At 57.4% G+C, this 22870-nt stretch carries 17 protein-coding genes and 1 tRNA gene; 13 read left to right on the top strand and 5 right to left on the bottom strand.

Annotation, left to right across the window (positions count from 1 at the left end):
- Window positions 1–301 precede the first annotated feature (301 nt).
- From NW840_RS01400 to NW840_RS01385, 4 genes are all read right to left on the bottom strand, one after another.
- Window positions 302–1900, bottom strand: a complete 1599-nt coding sequence (locus tag NW840_RS01400) for a DUF6930 domain-containing protein (protein WP_414341941.1) — start codon at window positions 1898–1900, stop codon at window positions 302–304.
- Window positions 1901–2089: 189 nt separating this feature from the next.
- Window positions 2090–2162, bottom strand: a tRNA-Thr gene (locus NW840_RS01395).
- 83 nt (window positions 2163–2245) lie between these two features.
- Window positions 2246–2941 (bottom strand): TPM domain-containing protein, encoded by a 696-nt coding sequence (locus tag NW840_RS01390; protein WP_414329371.1) that lies wholly within the window; start codon window positions 2939–2941, stop codon window positions 2246–2248.
- A gap of 260 nt (window positions 2942–3201) precedes the next feature.
- Window positions 3202–4329: an FAD-binding oxidoreductase gene (locus NW840_RS01385; RefSeq protein WP_414341939.1), complete on the bottom strand. Its 1128-nt coding sequence runs from the start codon at window positions 4327–4329 to the stop codon at window positions 3202–3204.
- 512 nt (window positions 4330–4841) lie between these two features.
- On the opposite strand from NW840_RS01385, the gene NW840_RS01380 reads away from it, so the two are divergent.
- The 3 genes from NW840_RS01380 (at window position 4842) to NW840_RS01370 (ending at window position 8360) form a co-directional block, all read left to right on the top strand.
- Window positions 4842–5846 (top strand): cytochrome c oxidase subunit II, encoded by a 1005-nt coding sequence (locus tag NW840_RS01380; RefSeq protein ID WP_414341937.1) that lies wholly within the window; start codon window positions 4842–4844, stop codon window positions 5844–5846.
- A gap of 77 nt (window positions 5847–5923) precedes the next feature.
- A complete protein-coding gene (ctaD, locus tag NW840_RS01375) occupies window positions 5924–7630 on the top strand; it encodes a cytochrome c oxidase subunit I (RefSeq protein WP_414341936.1) in 1707 nt (568 codons plus the stop codon).
- A gap of 118 nt (window positions 7631–7748) precedes the next feature.
- Entirely contained in the window at window positions 7749–8360 is a 612-nt protein-coding gene (locus tag NW840_RS01370) for a cytochrome c oxidase subunit 3 (protein WP_414341934.1), read from the top strand.
- Here the strand turns inward: NW840_RS01370 and holA are convergent.
- Window positions 8348–9340, bottom strand: coding sequence for a DNA polymerase III subunit delta (gene holA, locus NW840_RS01365; protein WP_414341931.1), 993 nt, complete (start codon window positions 9338–9340; stop codon window positions 8348–8350). The genes NW840_RS01370 and holA overlap by 13 nt on opposite strands.
- Window positions 9341–10282: 942 nt before the next feature.
- Between holA and NW840_RS01360 the strand changes: the two genes are divergently transcribed.
- The 10 genes from NW840_RS01360 (at window position 10283) to sufU (ending at window position 22804) form a co-directional block, all read left to right on the top strand.
- Complete coding sequence (locus NW840_RS01360; protein ID WP_414341929.1) at window positions 10283–11698, top strand: IctB family putative bicarbonate transporter; 1416 nt, start codon at window positions 10283–10285, stop codon at window positions 11696–11698.
- Window positions 11699–11848: 150 nt separating this feature from the next.
- On the top strand, window positions 11849–12187 hold the full coding sequence (locus NW840_RS01355) for a P-II family nitrogen regulator (RefSeq protein ID WP_011430352.1): 339 nt from the start codon (window positions 11849–11851) through the stop codon (window positions 12185–12187).
- Between the two features lie 154 nt (window positions 12188–12341).
- On the top strand, window positions 12342–13754 hold the full coding sequence (locus tag NW840_RS01350; protein ID WP_414341927.1) for an ammonium transporter: 1413 nt from the start codon (window positions 12342–12344) through the stop codon (window positions 13752–13754).
- Between the two features lie 209 nt (window positions 13755–13963).
- A complete protein-coding gene (locus NW840_RS01345) occupies window positions 13964–15439 on the top strand; it encodes an ammonium transporter (protein ID WP_414341925.1) in 1476 nt (491 codons plus the stop codon).
- A gap of 45 nt (window positions 15440–15484) precedes the next feature.
- Entirely contained in the window at window positions 15485–16192 is a 708-nt protein-coding gene (gene ispD, locus NW840_RS01340) for a 2-C-methyl-D-erythritol 4-phosphate cytidylyltransferase (RefSeq protein ID WP_414341922.1), read from the top strand.
- 850 nt (window positions 16193–17042) lie between these two features.
- Window positions 17043–17843 carry a precorrin-4 C(11)-methyltransferase gene (cobM, locus tag NW840_RS01335; RefSeq protein ID WP_011434250.1) on the top strand — a complete coding sequence of 267 codons (801 nt, stop codon included), beginning with the start codon at window positions 17043–17045 and terminating at the stop codon, window positions 17841–17843.
- A 188-nt stretch (window positions 17844–18031) separates the two neighbouring features.
- Window positions 18032–20113, top strand: coding sequence for a tetratricopeptide repeat protein (locus NW840_RS01330; RefSeq protein WP_414341919.1), 2082 nt, complete (start codon window positions 18032–18034; stop codon window positions 20111–20113).
- A 38-nt stretch (window positions 20114–20151) separates the two neighbouring features.
- Complete coding sequence (locus NW840_RS01325; protein ID WP_414341918.1) at window positions 20152–20979, top strand: sulfurtransferase; 828 nt, start codon at window positions 20152–20154, stop codon at window positions 20977–20979.
- A complete protein-coding gene (locus tag NW840_RS01320; RefSeq protein WP_414341916.1) occupies window positions 20976–22154 on the top strand; it encodes an NAD(P)/FAD-dependent oxidoreductase in 1179 nt (392 codons plus the stop codon). Before NW840_RS01325 ends, NW840_RS01320 begins: the two co-directional genes overlap by 4 nt.
- A gap of 167 nt (window positions 22155–22321) precedes the next feature.
- Entirely contained in the window at window positions 22322–22804 is a 483-nt protein-coding gene (gene sufU, locus NW840_RS01315) for a Fe-S cluster assembly sulfur transfer protein SufU (RefSeq protein ID WP_011434254.1), read from the top strand.
- Window positions 22805–22870 lie beyond the last annotated feature (66 nt).

Raw genomic sequence — 22870 nt, 5'->3', positions numbered from 1 at the left:
TCAAAGCGCATTCCTCCCGGCACTGACCCTACGGGTACAGTGCGGGGCTCCTGCGATTTCTAGCTGAGGGTCAATACCAGAGCCCCCAGATGATAGGGCCACTGTATGCTTTGTCGAGATGCTTTGTCGAGCTATTTTGCCGGTCAGCACCCAGGAGAGAACCAGAGCCAAGATAGCGTGGATCCCTGGAAAAACCGAATCACCGCCCGGTAAACCTGCCAGAGCATAGAAAGAAGGGATCCCGGCTGGGAGAAAGTTGCTCAGGTTACCAGCAGCACCTAACCTGCCTCCATCTGGACGGTCAAGGCAAGTGCAATTGTCGGCTAATCCGCACCATCGGCCCCAGTCCCAGTCCCGTTGGGTTCAAAGCCTGCATCTCAAACAAGGCCAGAATGTGGCGCACTTGCAGCTCTGGGCGCGTAGAATTCACCCCCATCGCCACCACCAAGCCGCAATAGCCACCCGTATCCCGGCAACGCCGCTCCCAGCGCTTGCGAGCCATGGAGTGAACGGGATCATCTTCGGGAAACTCTCCAAACAGGTGCAGATCGCGATTGCCCGTTTGCACAATTTCCAAGTCGTAGCGATCGCCATCGAAGGGATCCACCCCTGTGTTGAAACAAACGCCCTGGGGCCCGCCCTCCCCACGCAAATTCTCGATGAGCTGCTTTGCTTTTGATCGAGAGGTGCGCACAATCACCACCGGCAGCCCTTCTCCATTTTTCACCAGCTTGCTTTGGGGGAGGGGATGCCATTGCCCCGTGCGCCGCAGCATTTCCACCGTTGTCCACGGCAAGACCCCCAGACCTATCTGCGCCCCTTCCGGCACCAAATCATCCCGCAGCAGGGTTTGGGCAGGTTCTTCCTCCTCCCCTTCCAGCTGCAGCAGCTCTTCAGCCACGTCCGGCAGAGTGCGCACCTGCACCGAAAGGGTTGCTCCCTTCTCTTGGGGGTTGGGAATGCGGTACCGACCTTGATAGGAGCGAAAGTCATCTTCCAGCTTGCGGTGGTACTGCTTGAAGAAGCGATGCAAGGCTTCCAAGGCCACCGATAAGACCGCTGCCTCGTCCTCCTGCAAAGTCACGCGCAAGCCTTCCAGGGGGTGAATGGTGCCAAAGTTCGGCTCAACTTCCTCAGGATCCAAATCTGCCAAGTCCAGATCCGGCAGTTCGTTAAGTTCAGGATTGCGAGCTTGGAAGGTGAGATAGAGACAATCTTGCCTGAGGAAAGCCTCCTCCATTTCTTCGGGAGTGGCCGGCTGGGCCGCATCCTGGCGAAACTGTTTAAGAGAGGGCAGCGAGCGATAAAAAAGCACCCCATACTCCATGCCCAACCGCCCCATCACCGAGACATAAAGGGTTTGGATGTCCCAGTGATCTAGGTCGATGGCCAAGATTTGGTGATCCTCTAGGTAATCCCAGGGAGCATCTCGCCAGAGGGTAAGGGCTTTGCCGGCCAGCAACTCAACATAGTGTTCCGGCAGAGGGGGAGGGATCCGCTCGTTGGCCTCTTCAAAGCTCTGCAGGATCTCGTCGATCAGAGGCAATTCCGGCTGGCATTCCACCTTGATGTCCAGCTCGTGCAGGATGCCGCGCAAGAAAAATTGCACCTCTCGATCCCGCACGATGATCTTCTGGGGACGAGCAGGTGGGGCAGCATGGGGCCGCTCCATAGCCATGATCAAGGTTCGCACCATCGGCTCAAAGCCAGAATCGGCGGGCACCACCTCCATGGCCCGTACCACGCCCTGAACGCCATCTACCCAAAGAATGCACTCCCCTTCCGTTTGGGATCCCATGGGTGGCGATCCTGAGAGCTTGTGGCGATCCCCTTCCCACACCGAGGGCACCTGGGGCAGCTTTTGCAATCGACGAACCGTAGCGGCTGGGAGACCGGACATAGACATCCAAGGAGAATCAGGAGAACAACCCAATCGGCTGAGTAGGCATGCCAAACTGAGCAGGGATCGGCCTTGGCCTTTTGCCGGTAAGGCCCAGGGATCCCGCTAATGCCAATCTAACCACCAGTGTAGAAGCTGAGTTCGGCTTCAGCGAGAGGAGACAGCAGAGCCAAGTTCCATGGCACCAGAAGCTGATGGTCAGATTCGAACTGACGACCGCTCGATTACAAGTCGAGTGCTCTACCAACTGAGCTACACCAGCAATTTCTGCTCACCGATTCTAGCATTTGTCCCCTGCGAACTGAGGCTCGCAGGGAAGGACGCCCAGCCGACTTCACGAGTCAGCTACTGCCGATCCACTGCCGGGCGAGCAATGGGAGCCAGGTAGATCACCAAAGCCCCTGCCAGAAACCCCAAGACGTTGCGCAACACCGGGATCCAATCCTGCGTGCGTGTGACCACCGGCCCGATACCGAAGGCCCCGAACAGAATGAACCACAGGGGAGAAATGAGCAAGGCCCAACGCCAGTTAAACAGCTCCTCCGCATGGCGGGGCTTGCCGGCAAACCCGAAGACAATCCCGCCCAAAATCGAGGTCACCAGCGTTAGGATCCACTGCTCCTGAGGCAGGCCGGGCACCACGCGGCAGCCTCCCTGATGAAAGCAGCGATCCAAGACATCAACGGTCTCTAAGATGGCGCGGTGGGTGCCGTGCTCCCGCACATAGAATTGGTTGCCAAAGCGAGATTGCAGCTCAATCCAAAAGGTACGTGGCAAGATCTCGCGCACAGCATCCCCCACATTAAACGCCAGTAAGTTGCCCCCCCTGGGATCCGCCACCATCAGAACGCTGCGCTCATTCAAGCCCCAGTACTCTTTCACCTGACGGCCTGGAGTTTGATCAAACTGAGTCAGCACCCGCAGCTTCCAGCCGGTGTCTTGCTCTAACTTGTTCAGATGCTGGGCCAGTTGAGCTTCCTGATTGCTGGTCAACTGATCCGCCAAGTCCAAGACCGGCACGGGCGGCTGAGGCAGCTCCATCGGCACCACCGGCAGGGCAGGTTGCGCCCAGGTCAGGGATCCCCCACCCACCGCAATCAACAGCCCAAGGCAAAAGCCCACCCCAATGCGGAGTATCCGTTGCCACTCGATGCTCATGCTGATCCCTCTCTTAGCTTTGACACTGAGATACTGAGAAATGATGTTAAGAAATGTTTCAATTTCTTATAGATCTATCATGCACCGGAACAAGACGTTTGGCCAGAGGGATCCCGGGGAAGGAGCGGTGACAGGGGCAGTGCCTATATCAAGCTGGGGCTGAAGGTGCCGGCGGGGTCGAAGTGCTGCTTCAGCTTGCGCATCAGACTTGCAGCCGGGCCAAAGTCATGGGCAAGAGCCTTCTTCAGAGCCGGCGGCGCCTCCAGAAGCAGGAGAAATCCGCCTGCGGACTTGAGGTAGCGCTGCAGTTGCATCAGGGATCCCACTTCTGGCTGAACCAGCCAAGCCCGCCCTAGCCCACAGCCTCGGTGCAGTTGCACCTGAGCCCCAGGAAACAGGGTTTGAAACTGCTCCAATGTTGCCAGGCTCTGATTGGGCAGGCACCCGAACTTGGCCAGCACCGCCCCTGAGCCGGGTTGAGGCAGGGGCAGAGAGTCGGGATTCACTTCCTGCAAAGTCAGCCCTGCAGGGGCCAGCCGCCGCGTTTGGGCCATCTGTTGGGCGATTGCTCGCTCCGAGCCGTGAAAGCTGAGCCAAACTTGGGATCCCTCTGCCCTCAGCCAGAGATCCACCCCCACAGGGTTAACGGGGCCGGTCAGCACCTGCCGACACAAAACCTCCAGCTCCGGCAGGGATCCTGTAGCCAGCAAAGCAGACTGAGCTGCCGGCAACGGGTAAAGCCGTAGGCTCACCTGGGTCAAAATTCCCAAGCTGCCCAAGGATCCGGTGAACAGCTTCATCAGGTCATAGCCGGCAACATTCTTAACAACCCGCCCGCCCGCTTTGGCCACCTCCCCATCCGCCCGCACCCAGGCTATGCCCAGCAGCAAGTCGCGGATCCCGCCGTAACGCCAGCGCAGAGAACCCGTATCGGCAGTGGCGATAATGCCCCCCAGGGTAGCCCGCTCCGGATAGAGGGGATCCACCGGCCACCATTGCCCCCGCTCGGCCAAGATGTGTTGCAGTTCCGCCAAAGTCATGCCAGCTTCCACCGTGACGGTGAGATCAGCAGCCGCATGGTCGATGAGCCGGCGTAAGCCGCGCGTGCTGAGAACCAAATCCACCGGCTCCACAGAGTGGGCCCAGCCCCACTTGCTCCCCTGCCCCAGCGGCAGCACTTTCCGCCCTTGGCACTCCTTTAAGATTCCGGCCAATTCCGAGACCGTTGATGGAGTCTGGATCGGCAAGGGATCCCCTGGATCAGATAGCAAGGTCGCCAGTGAATGGGGAGAAGACATTGGGGAAAGCGAAGCAGAGATTAAACAGAAGCAGAGATTAAAGAGAGAAAACCTGTCCAAACCAGCCCAATTGCGGGGTTATCCCACCCTACCTCAGTCTACAGCCAGCAAAAATCTCAGCTTGGAGAGATGACCCTCAACCAGAGCCGGCCTTCAATGTGGTACCGCCCTTACACAGGTCTGCCGAAAATCTCGGAACCAAAGCTCCGCCTCGTCACTGCTCACCCTGAAAGATCCTGAAGAGATCCATAAGCCTGCAGGGTTTCTCTCTCCCGCAGACTACTATCTGATACCAGTGGAGAAGCCGTGCGCAGCGAAGCAGACTCTACAATCGGAAAACTTTGTAAACTCCGTAAACAATGCAAACAAAATTAAAAAACGGCAACAGTAAAAAACGACGGATTAAGTTGAGCAAGGTAGTTTGCAGACGCTGTGAGCAGATTATCTGCTAGGATGGACGCTCTTTGTATTGGGGAAAAGCAGTCGTGAGTGCGCTGAGCAACATCATCTTGGTGGCTATGGGGATCCTCCTGACCCTTGCCAGCCTTTGGTACGGGCAAAACCACCATCTGCTTCCCGAATCTGCTGCCGAATCAGCCCCCTTGTTCGACAGCCTCTTCAACAGCACTGTAACCATTGCCACAGGGATCTTTTTGGTGGTACAGGGTGTACTTCTCTACTGTATTGTCCGCTACCGCAAGCGGCGAGGCGACAAAGGCGACGGGGATCCCAGCCACGGCAACGTGCTGTTGGAGATCGTGTGGACGGCGGTGCCGGCGGTGATCATTCTTTGGTTAGGCTTGGCCAGCTTGGATGTTTACCAGGCCATCTACGGGGGTGCTGATGTCGGCGGCCATATCCACGCAGCCATGGCGATGGAGTCTTCCCACGAAGCTGAGGCGGGGGATCCCGGCTACGCTTATACCCCTGTAGTGCTACCCGGGAAGGAAATGGGCCAGCCGGATCTGGTCGTCCAAGTGCAGGGCATGCAATATGCTTGGATGTTCACCTACCCGGATTCCGGCCTGGTGGCCAGCGAGCTGCACCTTCCTCTAAACAAGCGGGTGCGCTTGGATATGACGGCTCTGGATGTGAACCATGCCTTCTGGGTGCCGCAGTTTCGCCTCAAGCAGGATGTGATCCCGGGCCGAGAGACCCACCTGGAGTTTGTGCCTACCCAACTGGGGCAGTACCCCATTGTCTGCGCAGAGCTGTGCGGCCCCTATCATGGGGTGATGGCAGGGCAATTGTTTGTGGATACGCCGGAAGACTTCGAGCGCTGGCAGCAGGAGCAAGTTTTGGCCGCCCGTGGCGAGGGCAGCACCTTGGCCCTCGTTTCAGATTTCTCGCCAGTCCATCCCTCTCCTCGGCCAGGCTCCCCTGAGGCCGAGTCTGCCTTTGCCCATGTCCACCACCAGCGTTTGGGCGTCTCCCCCTCAGATTTGAAGTCTCTCCAGTCCCATTCTGGATCCCTTCCTTCCGCAGGCTAGCCGGGATCCCTGACGCCCCTTTGGCCTGCGCTTGTGGGAACAACATTCTGCCAACGCGATATAGGAGCTTTTGTGCAATGACCCAGCTGCAAGACAGCTCAAGACTTGTTGCTGCACCGAAGGTTGAACTTGAACTTCCTGCTGAGCCTTGGTGGCGCTTCTTTACCTTCTCCACCGATCACAAGGTCATCGGGATCCAGTACTTGGTGACCACCTTTTTCTTCTACTTGGTGGGAGGGGCGCTGGCGACGGCAGTACGGGCAGAGCTGGCTACTCCAGAGGCCGACTTTCTCGGCTTTGAGCGGTACAACGGTGCCTTTACCCTGCACGCCACGATCATGATCTTTTTGTGGATCGTGCCTGCTTTGGTGGGGGGCTTTGGCAACTACCTGGTACCGCTGATGATCGGGGCGCGGGATATGGCCTTCCCCAAGCTGAATGCAGTGGCCTTTTGGCTGGTTCCGCCCACAGGGATCCTGCTTTTGGCCAGCCTGTTCATAGAGGCTCCGGCTGCCGGCTGGACTTCCTACCCCCCCCTCAGCTTGATCAGCGGCAAGGTGGGGGAAGAACTCTGGATCCTGAGCATTTTGCTGGCAGGAACCTCTTCCATCCTGGCAGCCGTGAACTTCATCACCACCATTCTGAAGATGCGCATGCCCGGCATGAAGATGGAAGACATGCCGCTGTTTTGTTGGGCCATGCTGGCAGCCTCTGTTCTCACCCTCATTGCAACACCGGTTTTGGCCGGTGCATTGATTTTGCTTAGCTTTGACCTGTTGGCGGGCACGGCCTTTTTTAACCCCAGCGGCGGCGGGGATCCGGTGGTGTACCAGCACATGTTCTGGTTCTACTCCCACCCGGCGGTTTACATCATGATCTTGCCGGTCTTTGGCATGATCTCCGAGATTTTGCCGGTGCATGCCCGCAAGCCCATCTTTGCCTACAAGGCCATCGCCTACTCCAGCTTGGCCATCTGCTTTTTGGGGTTGATCGTCTGGGCTCACCACATGTTCACCAGTGGCACCCCTGACTGGATGCGGGTGTTCTTCATGATCGCCACCATGGCCATTGCCGTTCCCACTGGGATCAAGGTGTTTAGCTGGCTGGCCACTTTGTGGGGCGGCAAGATCCACTTCCGCTCGGCCATGCTGTTTGGCATGGGTTTTGTCTCGATGTTTGTGATCGGCGGCTTGGGCGGGATTATCCTCGCCTCGGTGCCTCTGGATATCCACGTTCACGACACCTACTTTGTGGTGGCCCACCTACACTACGTGTTGTTTGGCGGCAGCGTCTTTGGGATCTATGCCGGCATCTACCACTGGTTCCCCAAGATGACGGGGCGGCTGCTGAACGAGTTTTGGGGGCGGGTGCACTTTGTGTTGACCTTTGTCGGCCTTAACATGTGCTTCTTGCCGATGCACAAGCTGGGCCTGATGGGGATGCCCCGCCGGGTGGCCCAGTACGATCCCCAATTTGCCGACCTCAACTGGATCAGCTCGGTGGGGGCCTTTGTTCTGGCCATTTCCACCCTGCCCTTTTTGGTTAACGCCATCTACTCCTGGGTGGCCGGGCCAAAAGCTGGGGATAATCCTTGGCAGGCCCTGACACTGGAGTGGACAACTTCTTCTCCCCCGCCCCATCACAACTTTTATGGGGATCCCATTCTGCTAACTGGCCCCTACGACTACGGCTTGCACAGCAAAGAGACGCTGGACTACTTTGCTGCTCAGTTGCAGAGCTTGCGGGAGCTGGCACTGGCGGAAGCGGAGCCTACTTCTTCTTAGCAGGCCGGATGCCCGGTGGGCGGCTGATCCCCTGCTCACTGGGTATTCCAGTCTTGGCTGGGCTGCTTGTACAGCCTCAAGAAGTCTCAGGAATTCAGGAATTTAGGTGGAAAGGAATATGCAAGGATCCCTTGCCTCTGAAACGCTGATGGTTGGCCACTCAAGGGCCCACACTGCCCACGCTGAGCACCCAGATCATCGCGTCTTTGGCATCTTGATGTTTTTGGTGGCAGAAGGCTGTCTTTTCCTAGGGCTGTTCATGGCCTACCTGGCCTATAGCCTCACCGCCCCGGTGTGGCCGCCGGAGGGAACCCCAGAGCGGGAATTGCTTTTGCCTGGGATCAACACGGTGATCTTGCTCTCCAGCAGCTTCGTCATTCACAAAGCTGGGTCGGCCATCAAGGCCGATGATGTCAGGGGTCTGCGGCTGTGGTTTGCCCTCACAGCGCTGATGGGGGCGGTTTTCCTGGCAGGGCAACTCTATGAGTACAGCAACCTGGAGTTTGGCCTCACCACCAATTTGTTTGCCAGCACCTTCTATGTTTTAACGGGGTTTCATGGTCTTCACGTGCTGGCAGGGTTGCTGTTCATTTTGGCGGTGCTCTGGCGCTCCTTTAAACCCGGCCACTACAGCGCTCAACATCATTTTGGCGTCGAAGCTGCTGAGATCTACTGGCACTTTGTGGATGGGGTTTGGGTTGTGCTGTTTATTCTGCTCTACTTGCTCTGAGCTCGGCCTTCACCCAATATAGCCACGATTTGGATCAGCGCTTCTTGAAAGGCATCTCGTTCCGGCTGTCCTTGCTTGAGGTTGTATTCCAATTGCAAAAGCTGCTGCATTGCTTTCAGTAAAGCTGTGGTCTTCAGGGATCCCACCTCTTTTTGCAGAAAGTAAACCCGATTGGGATTCCCGATTTCTGCTTTCTGGGCGATGACTTTGGGATCCCGTTCTCCCTGATCCAGCAGCAGCCGCACCCATAGCCAGGTGCGAAATTGGCCTACCAACACCGCCAGAATCCTCAGGGCCGGCTCGTTGTGATCCAGCAGATGGGTCAAGATGCGTAGGGCTTGTTCCAGATTCCCTTTGCGCAGGGATCCCGCCAATTGAAAGCTGTTGTAGGCGCTGGCGGGAACTAACGCCTCGACTTGTTCAGGAGAAATGGGATCCTGTTGACCTGCCGTAAACAGGGCCAGCTTTTCCAATTCCATCGCCAAGCGACGGGAGTCATTGCCCACCGCCTCGGCCAATTTCTGGGCGGCTGCCGGGCTGAGGGCCAGATCCCGTTGTTCAGCTTCCCGCTGCACCTGCTGGAGAATGCCCTCCTCATCCCAAGGGGCCAGTTGGGAAAACTCGCGGACAATGGCCGTTTTCTTGAGGATTTTGGTGGATTTCAGGCGCCCATCGGGTTTATTGCTGGTGGTCAAGAGCAGATGGGTGGTAGGGGGTAACTGGGCCAGTGTGCGCTCCACTTCTTCCCACAGATCTTCCGGGCAATGTTGGGTGAGTGTTGTCTCTTCCAGCCAAACCAAGCGGGCGTTGGATCCCAGCGGCGGGGTCATGGCTTGGTTGAGCCCGGCAATCGTGGATTCCGGCGGCAGGCGATCGTAGTTAAAAGCAGCCCAGTGGGGATCCAGCACTTGATCCCGCAACTGCTGTACCGCCTGCATCAGGCGATAGGTATCATCCCCCCAGTACAGGTAAACGGGCACGCTTCGACCGAGTGATTTACGAGATGCTTTTCCCCTACTTCCTCCATTTTGCGTAGGTCAGTTCCCCTTGTCTAAGCGGTTTGGCCGGGATCCCTGCTCAACTTGGTGGAGGGAGTCAGTCCAAGTGAAGATACCGAGCCCAGCTTGACTCAAGTTGTTTAAGAATAGGTCAAGTACTCGCCCTGTCTGGCGAAAACAAAGGCATCTTTACATAACTTTCATAATCCAGAAGTCTCCGCAGCCCAAAAAGTTCTGTATTCCCACTGAAGAGATTTCGTAGACCTTCTCCTACAGTTGAATTAGGAGCAGAGACTGCAGGGTTAAAGATTATGGATGGCATTGGCGAGTTTGAGTTTAAGGTGCAAATCTTAGCCCGTTGCATGGGATCCGCCCTGGATCTGGGCCGTCCTACTCGTATTCAGATTCACTATTCCAACTCCAATTCCCAGAACGCAGTTAGAGCCAAGGAAGGTTGGTCTGGATCCCGCTTAGGCGATCAAATCCCTTCTCCTAATGCCGAAGGTGAAAGAGGATCTCAAGGTCAAGTGTTAGCCTGTGTTGCCTGAAGAATCTTTTGAGAATCGGTCTGTGGTAGGTCAGGAGATCTTCGATTGCGGCAATCCAACATTTGATTGAAGATTGAGATAGAGCTTTTTGTAGTTTTTCCTGCTGTTCTTCTTTGCTTTTTACAGAGACTTGTTCTTAAGATTGAAAACCCAACTTTGATAACTCTTCGATGCCTTTTGTCTTGTAGAGTCTTGTGAGTCAGCCGGTTCTTTGTTTTTGTTGAGGGGTACTTTGTCCGGCTGGCGCGATAAGAGGTTGCGCTCTTCTTCGTTGTCTCCTTGCCTCTGTGGATATAAGCTAGAACTTCGTCCCACCGACGCAATCGGAAGGTGACTTGGGGCGTATGAACTTGTGCCCAACAGGCTCCGGAGGGTTATGGAACGAGCAACGCAACGGTGGCACGGTTTTCTGCTGCGCGATTTTCCCATCAAGGCTTGGTGGCAGGGAAGCCTTTTGGGTCGTCTATTGGGATCCCTGCAGAGTTGGGGGAAAAGCAGCGTATTGGTGCAGACTTCCGACCGCATCGGCCTGGGGCTAGTGCTGCTCTACTGGATTTTCTCTGCGCAAAGCTCCACCGGCATCCTGGGCCTGATTTTGCTGGCTATGGCCGCTCTGGTGGGCCTGTGCACTTTGGTGGAAACGCCGATTGGGCTGCCGCTGCATCTGCCCCTGGTCCTTTTCTGGGGAATTGCCACCTTGGCAACGATTCTCTCTCCGGTTGCCTACGCAGCACGGGATGGCTGGCTGAAGTTGACTCTCTACCTGGCTGGTTATCTGTTGTTGCATCGTCTGCTGCGCAAACCCCAATTCCGAGATGGGATCGTTGGATCCCTGCTTTTGGTCAGCTTGGTGATGGGGATCCATGGCCTGCGGCAATACTTATATGGGGCAGCGGAACTGGCCACCTGGGTGGATCCGGAGTCGGGCTTGGCGGGTCTGACGCGGGTGTACAGCTATCTGCGCAATCCAAATCTGTATGGGGGCTACTTGATCCCGGTCATTCCCCTGGGGCTGGCCGCCACTTGGATTTGGCCCAGTTGGGGGGCGAAACTCCTGGCCGGGTTTACGACGGCGGTGAACCTGATTTGCCTGTTGCTCACCTACAGTCGTGGCGCCTGGATTGGGGGGCTGGCCATGCTCACCCTGATGGCCGTGCTGTTGGCACAGTGGCATTCTGTCGATTTGCCAGCCCGCTGGCGGCGTTGGGCCTTGCCGGCCCTGTTGGGCGGAGGGGGGGCTGCTCTGTTGCTCGGGATCCTGACGGTACGCTCCCTGCGGCTGCGGGTGCAGAGCCTTTTTTGGGGGCGGTTGGATACCAGCAACAACTTTCGCCTCAATGTCTGGGCGGCGGTGCTGGAGATGATCCGCGACTTTCCCATCTTGGGGATCGGCCCCGGTAATGTTGCCTTTAACCGCGTCTATCCCCTCTACCAACGAGGCAACTTCAGCGCCCTTGGAGCCTATTCGGTGCCGCTGCAGCTCACCGTAGAGACTGGCTTCATCGGATCTTTAACTTTCGCCTGGTTTCTCTTGGTGCTCTGGGATCACGGCTGGAGATGCTGGAAAACTTTGCTCAACTTGCGGGATCCCCAGGGTCTGTGGGTGGCAGCGGGCTTGGCCGCTTGCACCGGCATGATGGTCCACGGCTTGGTGGATACCATCTGGTATCGTCCACAGGTACAAATGCTGTGGTGGCTTGCGGTAGCGCTCATTACAGCCAGCTTGGCCTCTCTTAGCCCTCAGCCGCCCGTGGATGTTGGTGAGACCCCATCGGAGGCTTCCTCCCGTTAAGGTAGCTTAAGCTTGGCCTTCCAGTCTTGACGGGAGCCAACCCAGAGTGGTAAGCATCTTCAGTAGGAGATAAAAATGTATCTGTTTTTACAATTTGCAGGTGTCAGTAGTGTTAGAAATTAGCGGAATTGTCCGGGGTGCAGGAGGCAAATGAAAAAAATCGAGGCCGTAATCCGGCCATTCAAGTTGGATGAGGTCAAAATTGCTTTGGTCAATGCCGGAATTGTCGGCATGACTGTAAGTGAAGTGCGGGGCTTTGGTCGCCAAAAGGGACAAACCGAGCGTTACCGGGGATCCGAGTACACGGTAGAGTTCCTACAAAAGCTGAAAGTGGAGATCGTGGTCGAAGATGACCTGGTGGATACGGTGGTGGAGAAGCTGATTGCAGCGGCTCGCACCGGCGAAATTGGGGACGGCAAGATTTTCATCAGCCCCGTCGAAAAAACCATCCGCATCCGCACTGGCGAACTCAACCAAGATGCCCTATGAGAAGGGATCACGTTCAGGGTTTGGGTTGCCCGGCCTGAGCCTCGTGTGAGTTTGCTTCATGTCTCTTTTGCTGTATATCTGATGAGGTGTTCTTGCCCTACTTTTCGGGTAATGTGTTGCGAGAAGTACTGTCACTTTAGGTGAGTCGAAAAGCATGAGTACGACAATGATCCAAAAGCTCAAGAGCCAGGTGCCCCAGTGGCTTTGGCGACCGGCCAAGTGGAGTCTGACTGCCGCTCTAATGGCTGCGCTGGTTTTTCTATTCGGCCAGGGAACTGCCTTTGCTCAAGAGGCCGAGGAAGTTCAGAAACACGCTGACGTTGTTTGGACGATCGTGGCAGCAGCCTTGGTGTTCTTCATGCAGGCGGGGTTCGCCATGGTAGAGACGGGCTTTACCCGCGCCAAGAACGCCGCCAACATCATGATGAAGAACTTGATGGACTTCTGCATGGGCTGTTGCGCCTTCTGGTTCATCGGGTTTGGCCTCATGTTCGGCAAAAGTGCTGGCTTCTTCGGCACTGACTGGTTTGCTTTTGGCTGGCAGCAGGCTTACGAGGCAGATGGCTGGCCCTTTACTTTCTTTGTCTTCCAGATGGTGTTTGCCGCCACTGCCGCCACCATTGTTTCCGGAGCCATGGCAGAGCGCACCAAGTTCTTGGCCTACTTGATCTACTCCATCGTTATTTCTGGGCTAATCTACCCCATCTCTGGGGGTTGGGCCTGGAACGGGCTGTTCGGCGACTACAACGGCGGCACAGCCGGCTGGCTGGAAAATCTGGGCTACATCGACTACGCCGGGTCGGGGGTGGTGCATTTGGTAGGGGGCGCTGCGGCCTTGGCAGGTGCGATCGCGCTTGGCCCTCGCATTGGCAAGTACGGCCCTAATGGAGAACCGCGGGCTATTCCCGGCCACAACCTGCCGCTGGGGATGTTGGGGGTGTTTATCCTCGCCTTGGGCTGGATCGGGTTTAATGCCGGTTCCACCACTGCAGCCTCTGTCGATATTGGCTGGATTGCCATGAATACGCTGCTGGCAGCTTCGGCTGGAGCAATTGGGGCGATGTTCACCTCTTGGGTTCATTTTGGCAAGCCGGATATGACCTTTGCCGCCAACGGTGTCCTGGCCGGCTTGGTGGGGATCACTGCCCCTTGCGATAGCGTCCATCCTTTGGGTGCTCTGATCATCGGCTCGGTGGCCGGGATTCTGGTGGTGATTTCGGTGGTGATCCTGGATACGGTGCTGAAAATTGATGACCCGGTGGGCGCGATTTCGGTACACGGCACCTGTGGTATCTGGGGGGTGTTGGCAGCAGGGATCCCCTTCTTTGCCAATGCCAACTATGCTGAAGAGGTCACCTGGGCCCAATTTGGGGTACAAGTGGTGGGCGCTCTGGCCTACTTTCTCTGGCCCTTTATTACCTGCTTGATCCTGTTCTATATCCTCAAGGCTGTAACCGGCCTGCGCACCAGCGCCGAGGAAGAGATCGCCGGTTTGGATGTGGGCGAGCATGGCAACGTGGCCTACCCCGACTTCGTTACTGCTGCCACCGATTCGGAGCAATCTTGAGCCGTTGTGCTCGGTCTGACCTGGGGTTGCCGGATCGGAGCATTGCTGAACTGAGCATCAAATGAGCATCAAAAGGGAGGGTCAGGGCTGGCCCTCTCTTTTATGGCTTGCTGATGTATTTGGTGGCATTGGTGTAGGTGGTTACGGGTAGGAGGGGAGAAATAGCTCAAAATCGAGGTGTGGGACTTGGAATCGAGATGAAAAGTCAGATGGGTGAGACTGTTTTCTCTCGTCTTCGGCAGGGGATCCTTTTGGGTTTGAGGACAGGGGGGAAAGTCCTGCTGGGGGTTGGAGCTTTGCTGGGGTTGGGAAGTTTGGTTGCCCCGCCTGCTCTGGCCCAGACGGATCTCACGGCTCTGGAACAGGCTCTCCCACCCGAGGCTTGGGCTGAGCTACAAACCTTACTGAAAACTCAGCAATACCATGCCGACATCGTCTGGACAACGGTGGCCGGGGCGCTGGTGTTTTTCATGCAGGCGGGCTTTGCCATGGTGGAGGCGGGCTTCACGCGGGCTAAAAATGCTACCAACATTGTCCTGAAGAACCTGATGGACTTCTGCTTCGGGGCCTGCGCTTTTTGGTTTTTGGGGTTTGGGCTGATGTTCGGATCCCATGTGGCCGGTTTTTTGGGCACCAACTGGTTTTTTTTCAACTGGCAACAGGGAGCTGAAGCCGGCAGTCAAAACGATGCTTGGCCTTTCACGTTCTTCTGTTTCCAACTGGTGTTTGCCGCCACCGCTGCCACCATTGTCTCCGGGGCAATGGCGGAACGCACCCGCTTTTTGGCTTATTTGATTTACTCCATCGTCATCTCTGGGGCGATCTACCCGATTTCCGGGGGCTGGGCCTGGAATGGCCTGTTTGCCGACTACAACGGTGGTACAGCCGGCTGGCTGGAAAACCTGGGCTACATTGACTTTGCCGGGTCGGGGGTGGTGCACTTGGTGGGTGGGGCTGCAGCTTTTGCGGGAACTTTGGTGTTGGGTCCGCGCTTGGGCAAGTATGGTCCCAATGGGGAGCCGCGGGCTATTCCCGGGCATAGCTTACCCTTGGGCATGTTGGGGGCGTTGATCCTGTGGCTGGGCTGGGTTGGCTTTAATGCCGGCTCTACAACGGCAGCGATTCCTGATATTGGCTGGATTGCTTTCAATACCTATTTGGCCGGGGCGGCAGGAGCCATCGGCGCTCTCTGTACTTCCTGGGCCATTTTTACCAAGCCGGACATGACGTTTGCAGCCAATGGGACACTGGCGGGGCTGGTGGGCATTACTGCTCCTTGCAACACTGTTCATCCTTTGGGGGCAATCCTTATCGGCTCGGTGGCCGGGGTGTTGGTGGTGTTGTCGGTGCTGTTTATCGAGGGCACCTTGAAGGTGGATGACCCGGTGGGGGCGGTGTCGGTACATGGGGTGTGCGGCGCTTGGGGGGTCATTGCTGCAGGGATCCCGTGGTTTGCCCATGCGGAAGCGGGGGTGACTTGGGCGGTGTTGCCGGTACAGATTCTGGGGGTTATTGCCCTGGGAGGATGGTCTTTTATCTGTTGTCTGGCTTTGTTTTTGATTTTGAAGGGCACCATCGGTCTGCGCGTCTCGGCAGAAGAAGAGTTGGCCGGCTTGGATATTGGCGAGCACGGCAACATTGCCTACCCTGACTTTGTCACTGCTTCGGGAGAGTTGGAAGGTTGAGTTGAGCAGTACACTGGGATCCGGTTGAATGCGCTTTTGGATCCCATGCACCTTCTGATCCCGGCGGCTGGCAGCGGCAAGCGAATGGGAGCTGCGGTCAATAAGCTGTTGCTGCCGCTCTTGGGTCAGCCAATTTTGGCTTGGACGTTGCAGGCTGCGGATCAGGCCAGCTCCATCGAGTGGATTGGCATTCTCTCCCAACCCGGCGATTGGCCAGCCATCGAGCAGATCCTGGCGGCAATGGATCTGTCCACGCCGGTGCAGCTTTTACAAGGGGGGGCGACGCGGCAGGAGTCGGTTTACAGGGGGGTTGAGTATCTCTACAACCTGGGAACAGTAGAGCGGGTGTTGATCCACGATGGGGCCCGCTGCCTAGCTACCCCTAAGTTGTTCGATCGCTGTAGTGCTGCTTTGCAGCAGGTGGATGGTCTCATCGCGGGGATCCCTGTCAAGGACACGATTAAAGTCGCTGAGGCAGGCCCAAAAGGGATCCAAATTCAGTCAACCCCAGAACGCAGCCGGCTGTGGGCAGCGCAAACGCCGCAGGGGTTTCGCCTGTCGATGCTATGGCAAGCCCATCGGGAGGCTCTGGCCCGGGGTTGGCAGGTAACCGATGATGCAGCCCTATTCGAGAAGCTGGGTTGGCCAGTCTACATCGTCGAAGGGGAGGAATCCAATCTGAAGCTAACCACCCCCCTGGATGTGTTGCTGGCCGCACAAATCCTGCAGCAGCGTCTCGGACCAGCGCGTTAGCTCAATTCAATCCCGGTAGGGCCAGTCTCAACCTTGGGAATTAAAAGTAGGAAGGAGGAAATCTAGGTTCACTAAGAGCACTTTGATCACCCCATCTCTTGTGGTCCGTTGGAAATGAAAATGATAAGTCTGGCTGTTTAGAATCTAATGCACCCAAGACACCTGAAACCAAGCAAAAGATGAGATTAATGCACTTTTCACTTTCTTCATAAACTTGCCTTCCTGAGAACCGAACTACAACCCAGCCTCTATCCGCTAGATAAGCATCACGATTACTTTGCTTAGGATCATTCACAGTATGGGCTGGCCTACACAGATTACCTTCAAGAAACCATGGCTCATCAATTTCAATGTCAATGAGTAAAACGAGTGATCTTTTTCCATCTCTAGATACCTGCATTGCGATATCAGGGGTATAGCACCGGACACTAGACTGCTCTATGCACCAGCACCAGTTGCCCATGCCGATTGCAGCTTGCCCATCAAAGGCTGGGGTAGCTCGGGTAGATTTGGCCTAACAGGGCGTTCCGGCATTCGAGGTAGTTCAGGTTCCGTTGGGCGCTCCGGCATCTGTGGCGGCTCAGGCTCCAGCGGACGGGCAGGCATCTGTGGCGGCTCAGGCTCCGGCGGGCAAGGTGGGAGATCTGGCCCCCTCAAGAGGAGAGCAATCGGCTGGGGTAAAACAACGTAGGGATAATAGTCTTTCCGAACGTACCTTAAGATGGGATGCGAGTGCCTGTCGTGATCTTGCATGCTTGAGCCTCCAGATAAGTTCCCTTGGAATCCAGTTTGAAAAGACTTTGGAAAAGGGATCTTCAAAGAGGCCCTTGAAGGGGTAGGAAGCAAGCAAATGCGCGAACCGACGTCGTGGCCTGTCTACATTGTCGGGGCTGGCCCCGGGGATCCGGAGCTGATTACCCTGCGGGGGCAAAGACTGCTGGCGGAAGCCGATGTAGTGTTCTACACAGGTTCTTTGGTGCCAGAGGGAGTGCTGGCCCATTGTCGCCCTGGGGTTGAGGCCATTGACACCCGCTCCTTCACGCTGGAAACGCTGCTGCCGCAAATTGTGGAACGGGTCAAGGCGGGGCGGCGGGTGGTACGGCTGCAGGATGGGGATCCCTGCCTTTACGGCGCTCTGCACGAGCTGCTGATCCGGCTGGCGGAGGCAGGGATCCCTTTTGAGATCGTGCCGGGAGTAAGCGCCTTTCAATTGGCAGCCGCCCGTTTGCAGGTGGAGTTGACCATACCCAAGTTGGTACAGACGATTATCCTCACCCGCGCCAGCGGTCGCACCCAGGTACCGGAAGCAGAAGCCCTGGCCAGTCTGGCAGCCCACCGCGCCTCTTTGTGTCTATATCTGAGCGCCCGCCACGTAGAACAAGCGCAGGCAGATCTGCTGGCTCACTACCCCGCCGATACCCCGGTTGCCGTTTGTTATCGCTTGGGTTGGCCGGACGAACAGATCTGGCTGGGATCCCTGGCCGAGATGGCCGCCCTCACCCGGCAAGCCGGCTTAGAACGCACAGTGCTCTATCTCGTCAGCCCTGCCTTGAAAGGCTTGTCAAGCTCCAGATCTGCCCGCTCGCGGCTCTACAGCCCTGACCACACCCACCTCTTCCGTCCCAGAATGGGCCGGCAGCCCCGTTTGTAACAGGCTCTTTCAGTATATTGACGGACTCCGGCAGATTGAGCACAATGAGGCAGCAAGATGAGGTCAGAGGCCTGGACTTCTGGCGAGGGGGTACTCGTTTTTGCCGAGAGAAGTGGATCCCTCTTGGATTGGAGTTGTTACAAGACCATTTTTTCACTCTCTAACTTAACTTTGCGAACTCTAACTTTATGGCTGGCTCATCTGCTGCTCGCAGCGTGGAAACCCTGATCAAGGCTCTGCAGAAGGCCCTGGCCCCCCTGCCAACCCGTTCGGCCCTGAAGCAAGATGTCCTTTACCTCATGGTGGATCTCCCACGGCAGGGGATGTTTAGCCGCTCTATGGTGTTGCATCGAGTTGCCAGCCAATTGGGGGGCTTGCCTGTGCAGGGAGTTAGCCAACTGGTGGTGTACGGTCGGCTTCAGGGGGAAACACAGCCGCAGTGGAAAAAAGTCTTCTACTTGTCCTCTGGGGAAAGCAGTGCCGATGCCACGCAGATTGTATTACCGGGCACCAAGATTTCTGAGATCAAGGTGCTGGAGGCCCAAAAACCTGTTGTGGATCCCGACCACAACTCCGATTTTCGCAAAGTTAAAACTCTGGGGGCACCGGTTCCCAAAATTCAGAAAGAGCGCTGGCCAGAAGCGGCTCCAAGCCAGGCCTCGGTTGGCCATGCCCCTTCCCAAGACGGGATCCCGACCCCTCTGCCTACAACTGCTCGCCCCAGTTCTCCTATCGACGTTCTGGCCAACTTTCCGACACTTGATCAATGGTTGCACAGGCCTGCTCTAAGGCCCTTCTTGGGGGGAGCTCTGGCTTTGTCTCTCCTGCTGGGGGCTGGGTTGGTGGTGCGCTCTTTTGGGCAAGCCGATGTTCCTGCCCGAGCCAGATCGCTGGGGCTGGGGATCCCGCTGTTGATCTTGGCTGCAGGGGGGGGCTGGCTGGGTTGGCAAGGCCGGCGTGCCATCAACACCTTTGAGCGGGAGGGATCCCAGGATCCCTTTACAGAAGGGCTGTCCTTTTTACAGGCCAATCAAATGCCTGAGGCGGTGGAGCGGTTTCGGGAGGCCGTGCGGCAACAGCCGAATCATGTCGAGGCCCACGTTGAGCTGGCCCATCTGTTGGCGAAAACCAACCGACTGCAGGAGGCATTGAGCCACTACCAACAGGCCAAACACCTGAACCCGAACTGGAGCGGCATCAACACCCACCTGGTGGAAACCCTGAAGGCCCTGGCGCGGCAGTGGCTGGCCCAGCATCAGCCGGATGAAGTCTTGATCCATTTGCCCGAAGCGCTGCCCCTCACCCAGGGATCCGCTCAAGCCGAGATCTTCAGCCTGCTCGGCCAAGCCTGGGCAGAGAAGGGCAACTGGGCAGAAGCGTTGGCCCAGCAACAAAAGGCCCTGGGGCTGGATCCCCACTTCAGCGAGGCTCATCTCTGCATTGCTCAAATTCGCCTCAAGCTGGGGCAATGGGACGAGGCCATCGATTCCTGTTGGGCTGCTTTGGAGTTGAATGATCGCCTGGGCCTGGGCCACGCCGTGATGGGACAAGCGCTGATGCGCAAAGGACAGCTAAAAGCGGCAATCGCAGCCTTCCGAACTGCTCTCAACCTGGATCTCGCTCCTGAGTTGGCAGCCGCTGTGCGGGTGGATCTGGGTTTGGCAATGGTGCATGCAGGCCATCTGGCTCAAGCCAGCCAAGAGTTCAGCCAGGTGGTCTTCAATGGTCAGTTCAAAAGACAGCAGGCTCGCGCCTACTACGGTTTGGGTCTGGTGTTGGCAGGCCAAGAGCAATACAGCGAAGCCATCAAGAACTACCGGCGGGCTTTGGAGCTGGCCCCCGATCTGCACGCAGCGACGGCCGCCATTGGCCTAGCCTACTTGGGGCCCAAACAACGGGATGCCTCTGGGCGCAAGTTCATCCAGCCCCAACAGTTGCAGCAGGCTATGCAGCAGTTTGAACAGGCCCTCGAAGGAGATTCAGAGTTGCCGGAAGCTCACTTTGGCCTGGGCGAAGTGGCGCGCATCAAGGGGGATCTAACCTCGGCGGAGGCCAGCTATCGACGGGCCATTCGCAGCAATGGCAGCTATGGAGCAGCTCACTATCGTCTGGGATCCATCCTTGCCCGCCAAGGCAAGCTGGAGCAGGCCATTGAACACTTTCGCTCGGCTTTGGAAATCGCTCCCAACTTCTCCGAAGCCAGAGTGAGCCTGCAACGGCTTCTCTCCAAACAGATGGAAGAGGCCCATACCGGCCTACTCGTCCCGTAAGGTGGGATAGGATCTTCCAGTTAAGGTTCTCTCAACCCATGACACCAACGCCAGGTTGGGTGGTCAGCCCTGCAACCGCCATCCAGCTCATCCAACAAGGGGCAACGCTTCTGGATGCACGCAGTGCGGAATTGCAAGCCGACGGGATCCTGAAGGGTTCAATTCCGGTGAACTGGACGGAGTTTACTCAACCAGAGGCTGCCAACAGCGGCAAGCTGTTGGCAGATGATGCCCTTCTCACCGAAAAGCTGCAGGGCCTTGGCGTGTTTCAGGGGCGTCCGGTGGTAGTTGCTGCCGATCCGCTACAGGGCTGGGGAGAAGATGGCTGGATCGTTTGGATGTTGCGCAGCTTGGGTCATCCCCAGGCAGTCATGGTGGACGGGGGCTATCCGGCCCTGGTGAATGAGGGAGTGCTGACCACAACCCGACAAAGCGCCGACGAACCGCAACGGGGCGACTTTGTAGTGCGGCGAACCGACCGGTGGGAGATCGACCGGGACACTCTGCGGGCCAGCCTTGGCTCCGACCGTGTGGCCATCCTCGACAGTCGCGAAGCCCAAGAATACAAGGGAGCCACCCCCTATGGTGAGGCGCGCGGTGGACACATCCCCGGCGCTGTGCATCTCTACTACAAGGAGCTGATGGATGCGGCGGGATCCCTATTGCCGCCCGATGAAATTCACGCCCGCCTGCAAAAAGCCGGGATCCCTCCGGAAGCCGAGATCATTGCCTACTGCACAGCTGGGGTTCGCTCCGCTTGGGTCACGGTGGTTTTAACCCATTTGGGCCGGCAGGCCAAAAGCTATTCCGGTTCCATCCTGGAATGGGCAGCCGGGGATCCCCAGCGGTTCCCGCTCCAGCCATGAGGGGATCCCTGCCCACTGTGATCTTGGCCGGATGTGGCTATGGAGCCATCGACGCCTTGCGGGCGCTCAAAGGGCAGGCACGGGTGATCGCCATCAACCCCTATCCCTACAGTGTCAATTCGGGCATGTCCACGCGGCTGCTGAGTGGTCGGTTTTCTCTGGAGCTGGTGCGGATCCCTTTGCTGGAGCATATTCAAGCCAACGGCGCCCAGTTTTTGCCGGGGCGAGTCACCCACATCCAACCCGAAGCTCGAACCCTGACCCTGGAGAGTGAAGCCGGGATCCAAACTCTTGCCTACGACTATCTGTTGGTGAATGTGGGCCGGGAGTTGCGCCCCATCGATGGGATCCAACATGCCTTTACCATTCGACCGGCAGAACAATTGGTGGCCGCCCAAACCTGGATCCGGCAGTGCTGGCAACGGGCAGCCCAGGGGGATCGGACGCCGGGCCTGCTGACCTTTGTGGTAGCGGGAGGAGGCTGTACCGGCACAGAGCTGATGGGGGAACTCTACGATCTTTGTCGGCAGATGAGCGCAGAAACAGGGATCCCCTTGGCTCAAGCCCGGCTGATCTTGATCCATCGCCAGGCCCATCTGGTGGAGGGTTTCTCAGAACACTTCCGCCGTGCTGTGGAAAGAGAAATCCGCCGCTTGGGGGTGGAAATCTGGGCCGGATGTCAGGTGAAAGCCTTTGGGCCGGAGCACGTGTGGCTCTCGGATGGCACCGAGTTGATAGCTCAGACCCGCCTGTGGGCAGGTGGCTTCCAGGTGCCGAGCTGGTTGAGCACCTGCGGCTTGCCAACAGGGCCGACGGGAGCCCTGCTCGTGGACAAATACCTGCGGGTGCAAGGCTCAGAGCACATCTTGGCGGTGGGGGACTGCGCTGACTTTGTTTGGGGATCCCGCCTCTTGCCCAAGATCGGCGTGTACGCGGTGCGCCAGGGGCCGATTGCAGCCCAAAACCTACTGCGGCTTATCCGCGGCCAACCTCTGATCCCCTACCGACCGCAGGCCACGGTTTTTGTTTGTGTAACGGTGGGGAACCGCGTTGCCGTTGCCGAGAAAGGCAGGCTGGTCTGGCGCGGCTATTCAGCCACGGTGCTGAAGAACTTTTTTGATTGGCTGTACATGCGCAAACTTAAGCCCCTGCGCTGGCAGGAGTTTTTCTACTGACTCAAGCTCTACCAAGAACGGGGTTAAGATCAAAACCAGATGGGCCAGGTCGGGCTCGCTTCCCAAATCCTGAATATCTGAGAACTATGGCTATTCCCGGCGGCAATGGGCTATGAGCGGATCGACTTTTGCCGACCGGCCAGAGCAGCGACCAACCAGGAGCAACAATGCCTCTAGATAACCTGCGCGGACTCTATCAGCAAGTCATTCTGGAGCGGTACAAAAAGCCCCACAACTTCGGCAGAGTGGATCCCGTCCACCGCCACCAACGTGGCCACAACCCCTCCTGTGGCGACACCATCGACCTCACCTTACAACTGGATCCCAGCCAGGAGCGGATTGTCGATATCAAATTCGAGGGGGCAGGCTGTGCCATTGCCCTGGCTTCTGCCGATCTCATGGCGGATGCGGTGCGGGGGCGCACCATCCCCGAAGCTCTGCAGTTGGTGGAGCGCTTCCAAGCCATGATGCGCGGTGGCGAAGAGTTCCCGCGGGAGCAACGGGCTTTGAACGCCATGAAAGGGGTAGCCCAATTTCCAGTGCGCATCAAATGCGCCAACCTGGCCTGGCATGCGCTCAAATACGCGCTGGAATCGCCCGAACCCCAGGCCAATGGGTCGGCCTTTGTGAGCAACGAAAACACCGACTGACCAAAAGGCGCGGCAAGCCCCGTCCTTCAGGGCAGGGAAGGATAGCGCCGACCGTAGCCGACGCCC

The organism is Synechococcus sp. R5-13, from assembly GCF_047462015.1.
Classification (GTDB): Bacteria; Cyanobacteriota; Cyanobacteriia; order Thermostichales; family Thermostichaceae; genus Thermostichus.
Note: the sequence above shows the minus strand (reverse complement) of the source record. Positions and strands in the feature narration are given on the sequence as shown.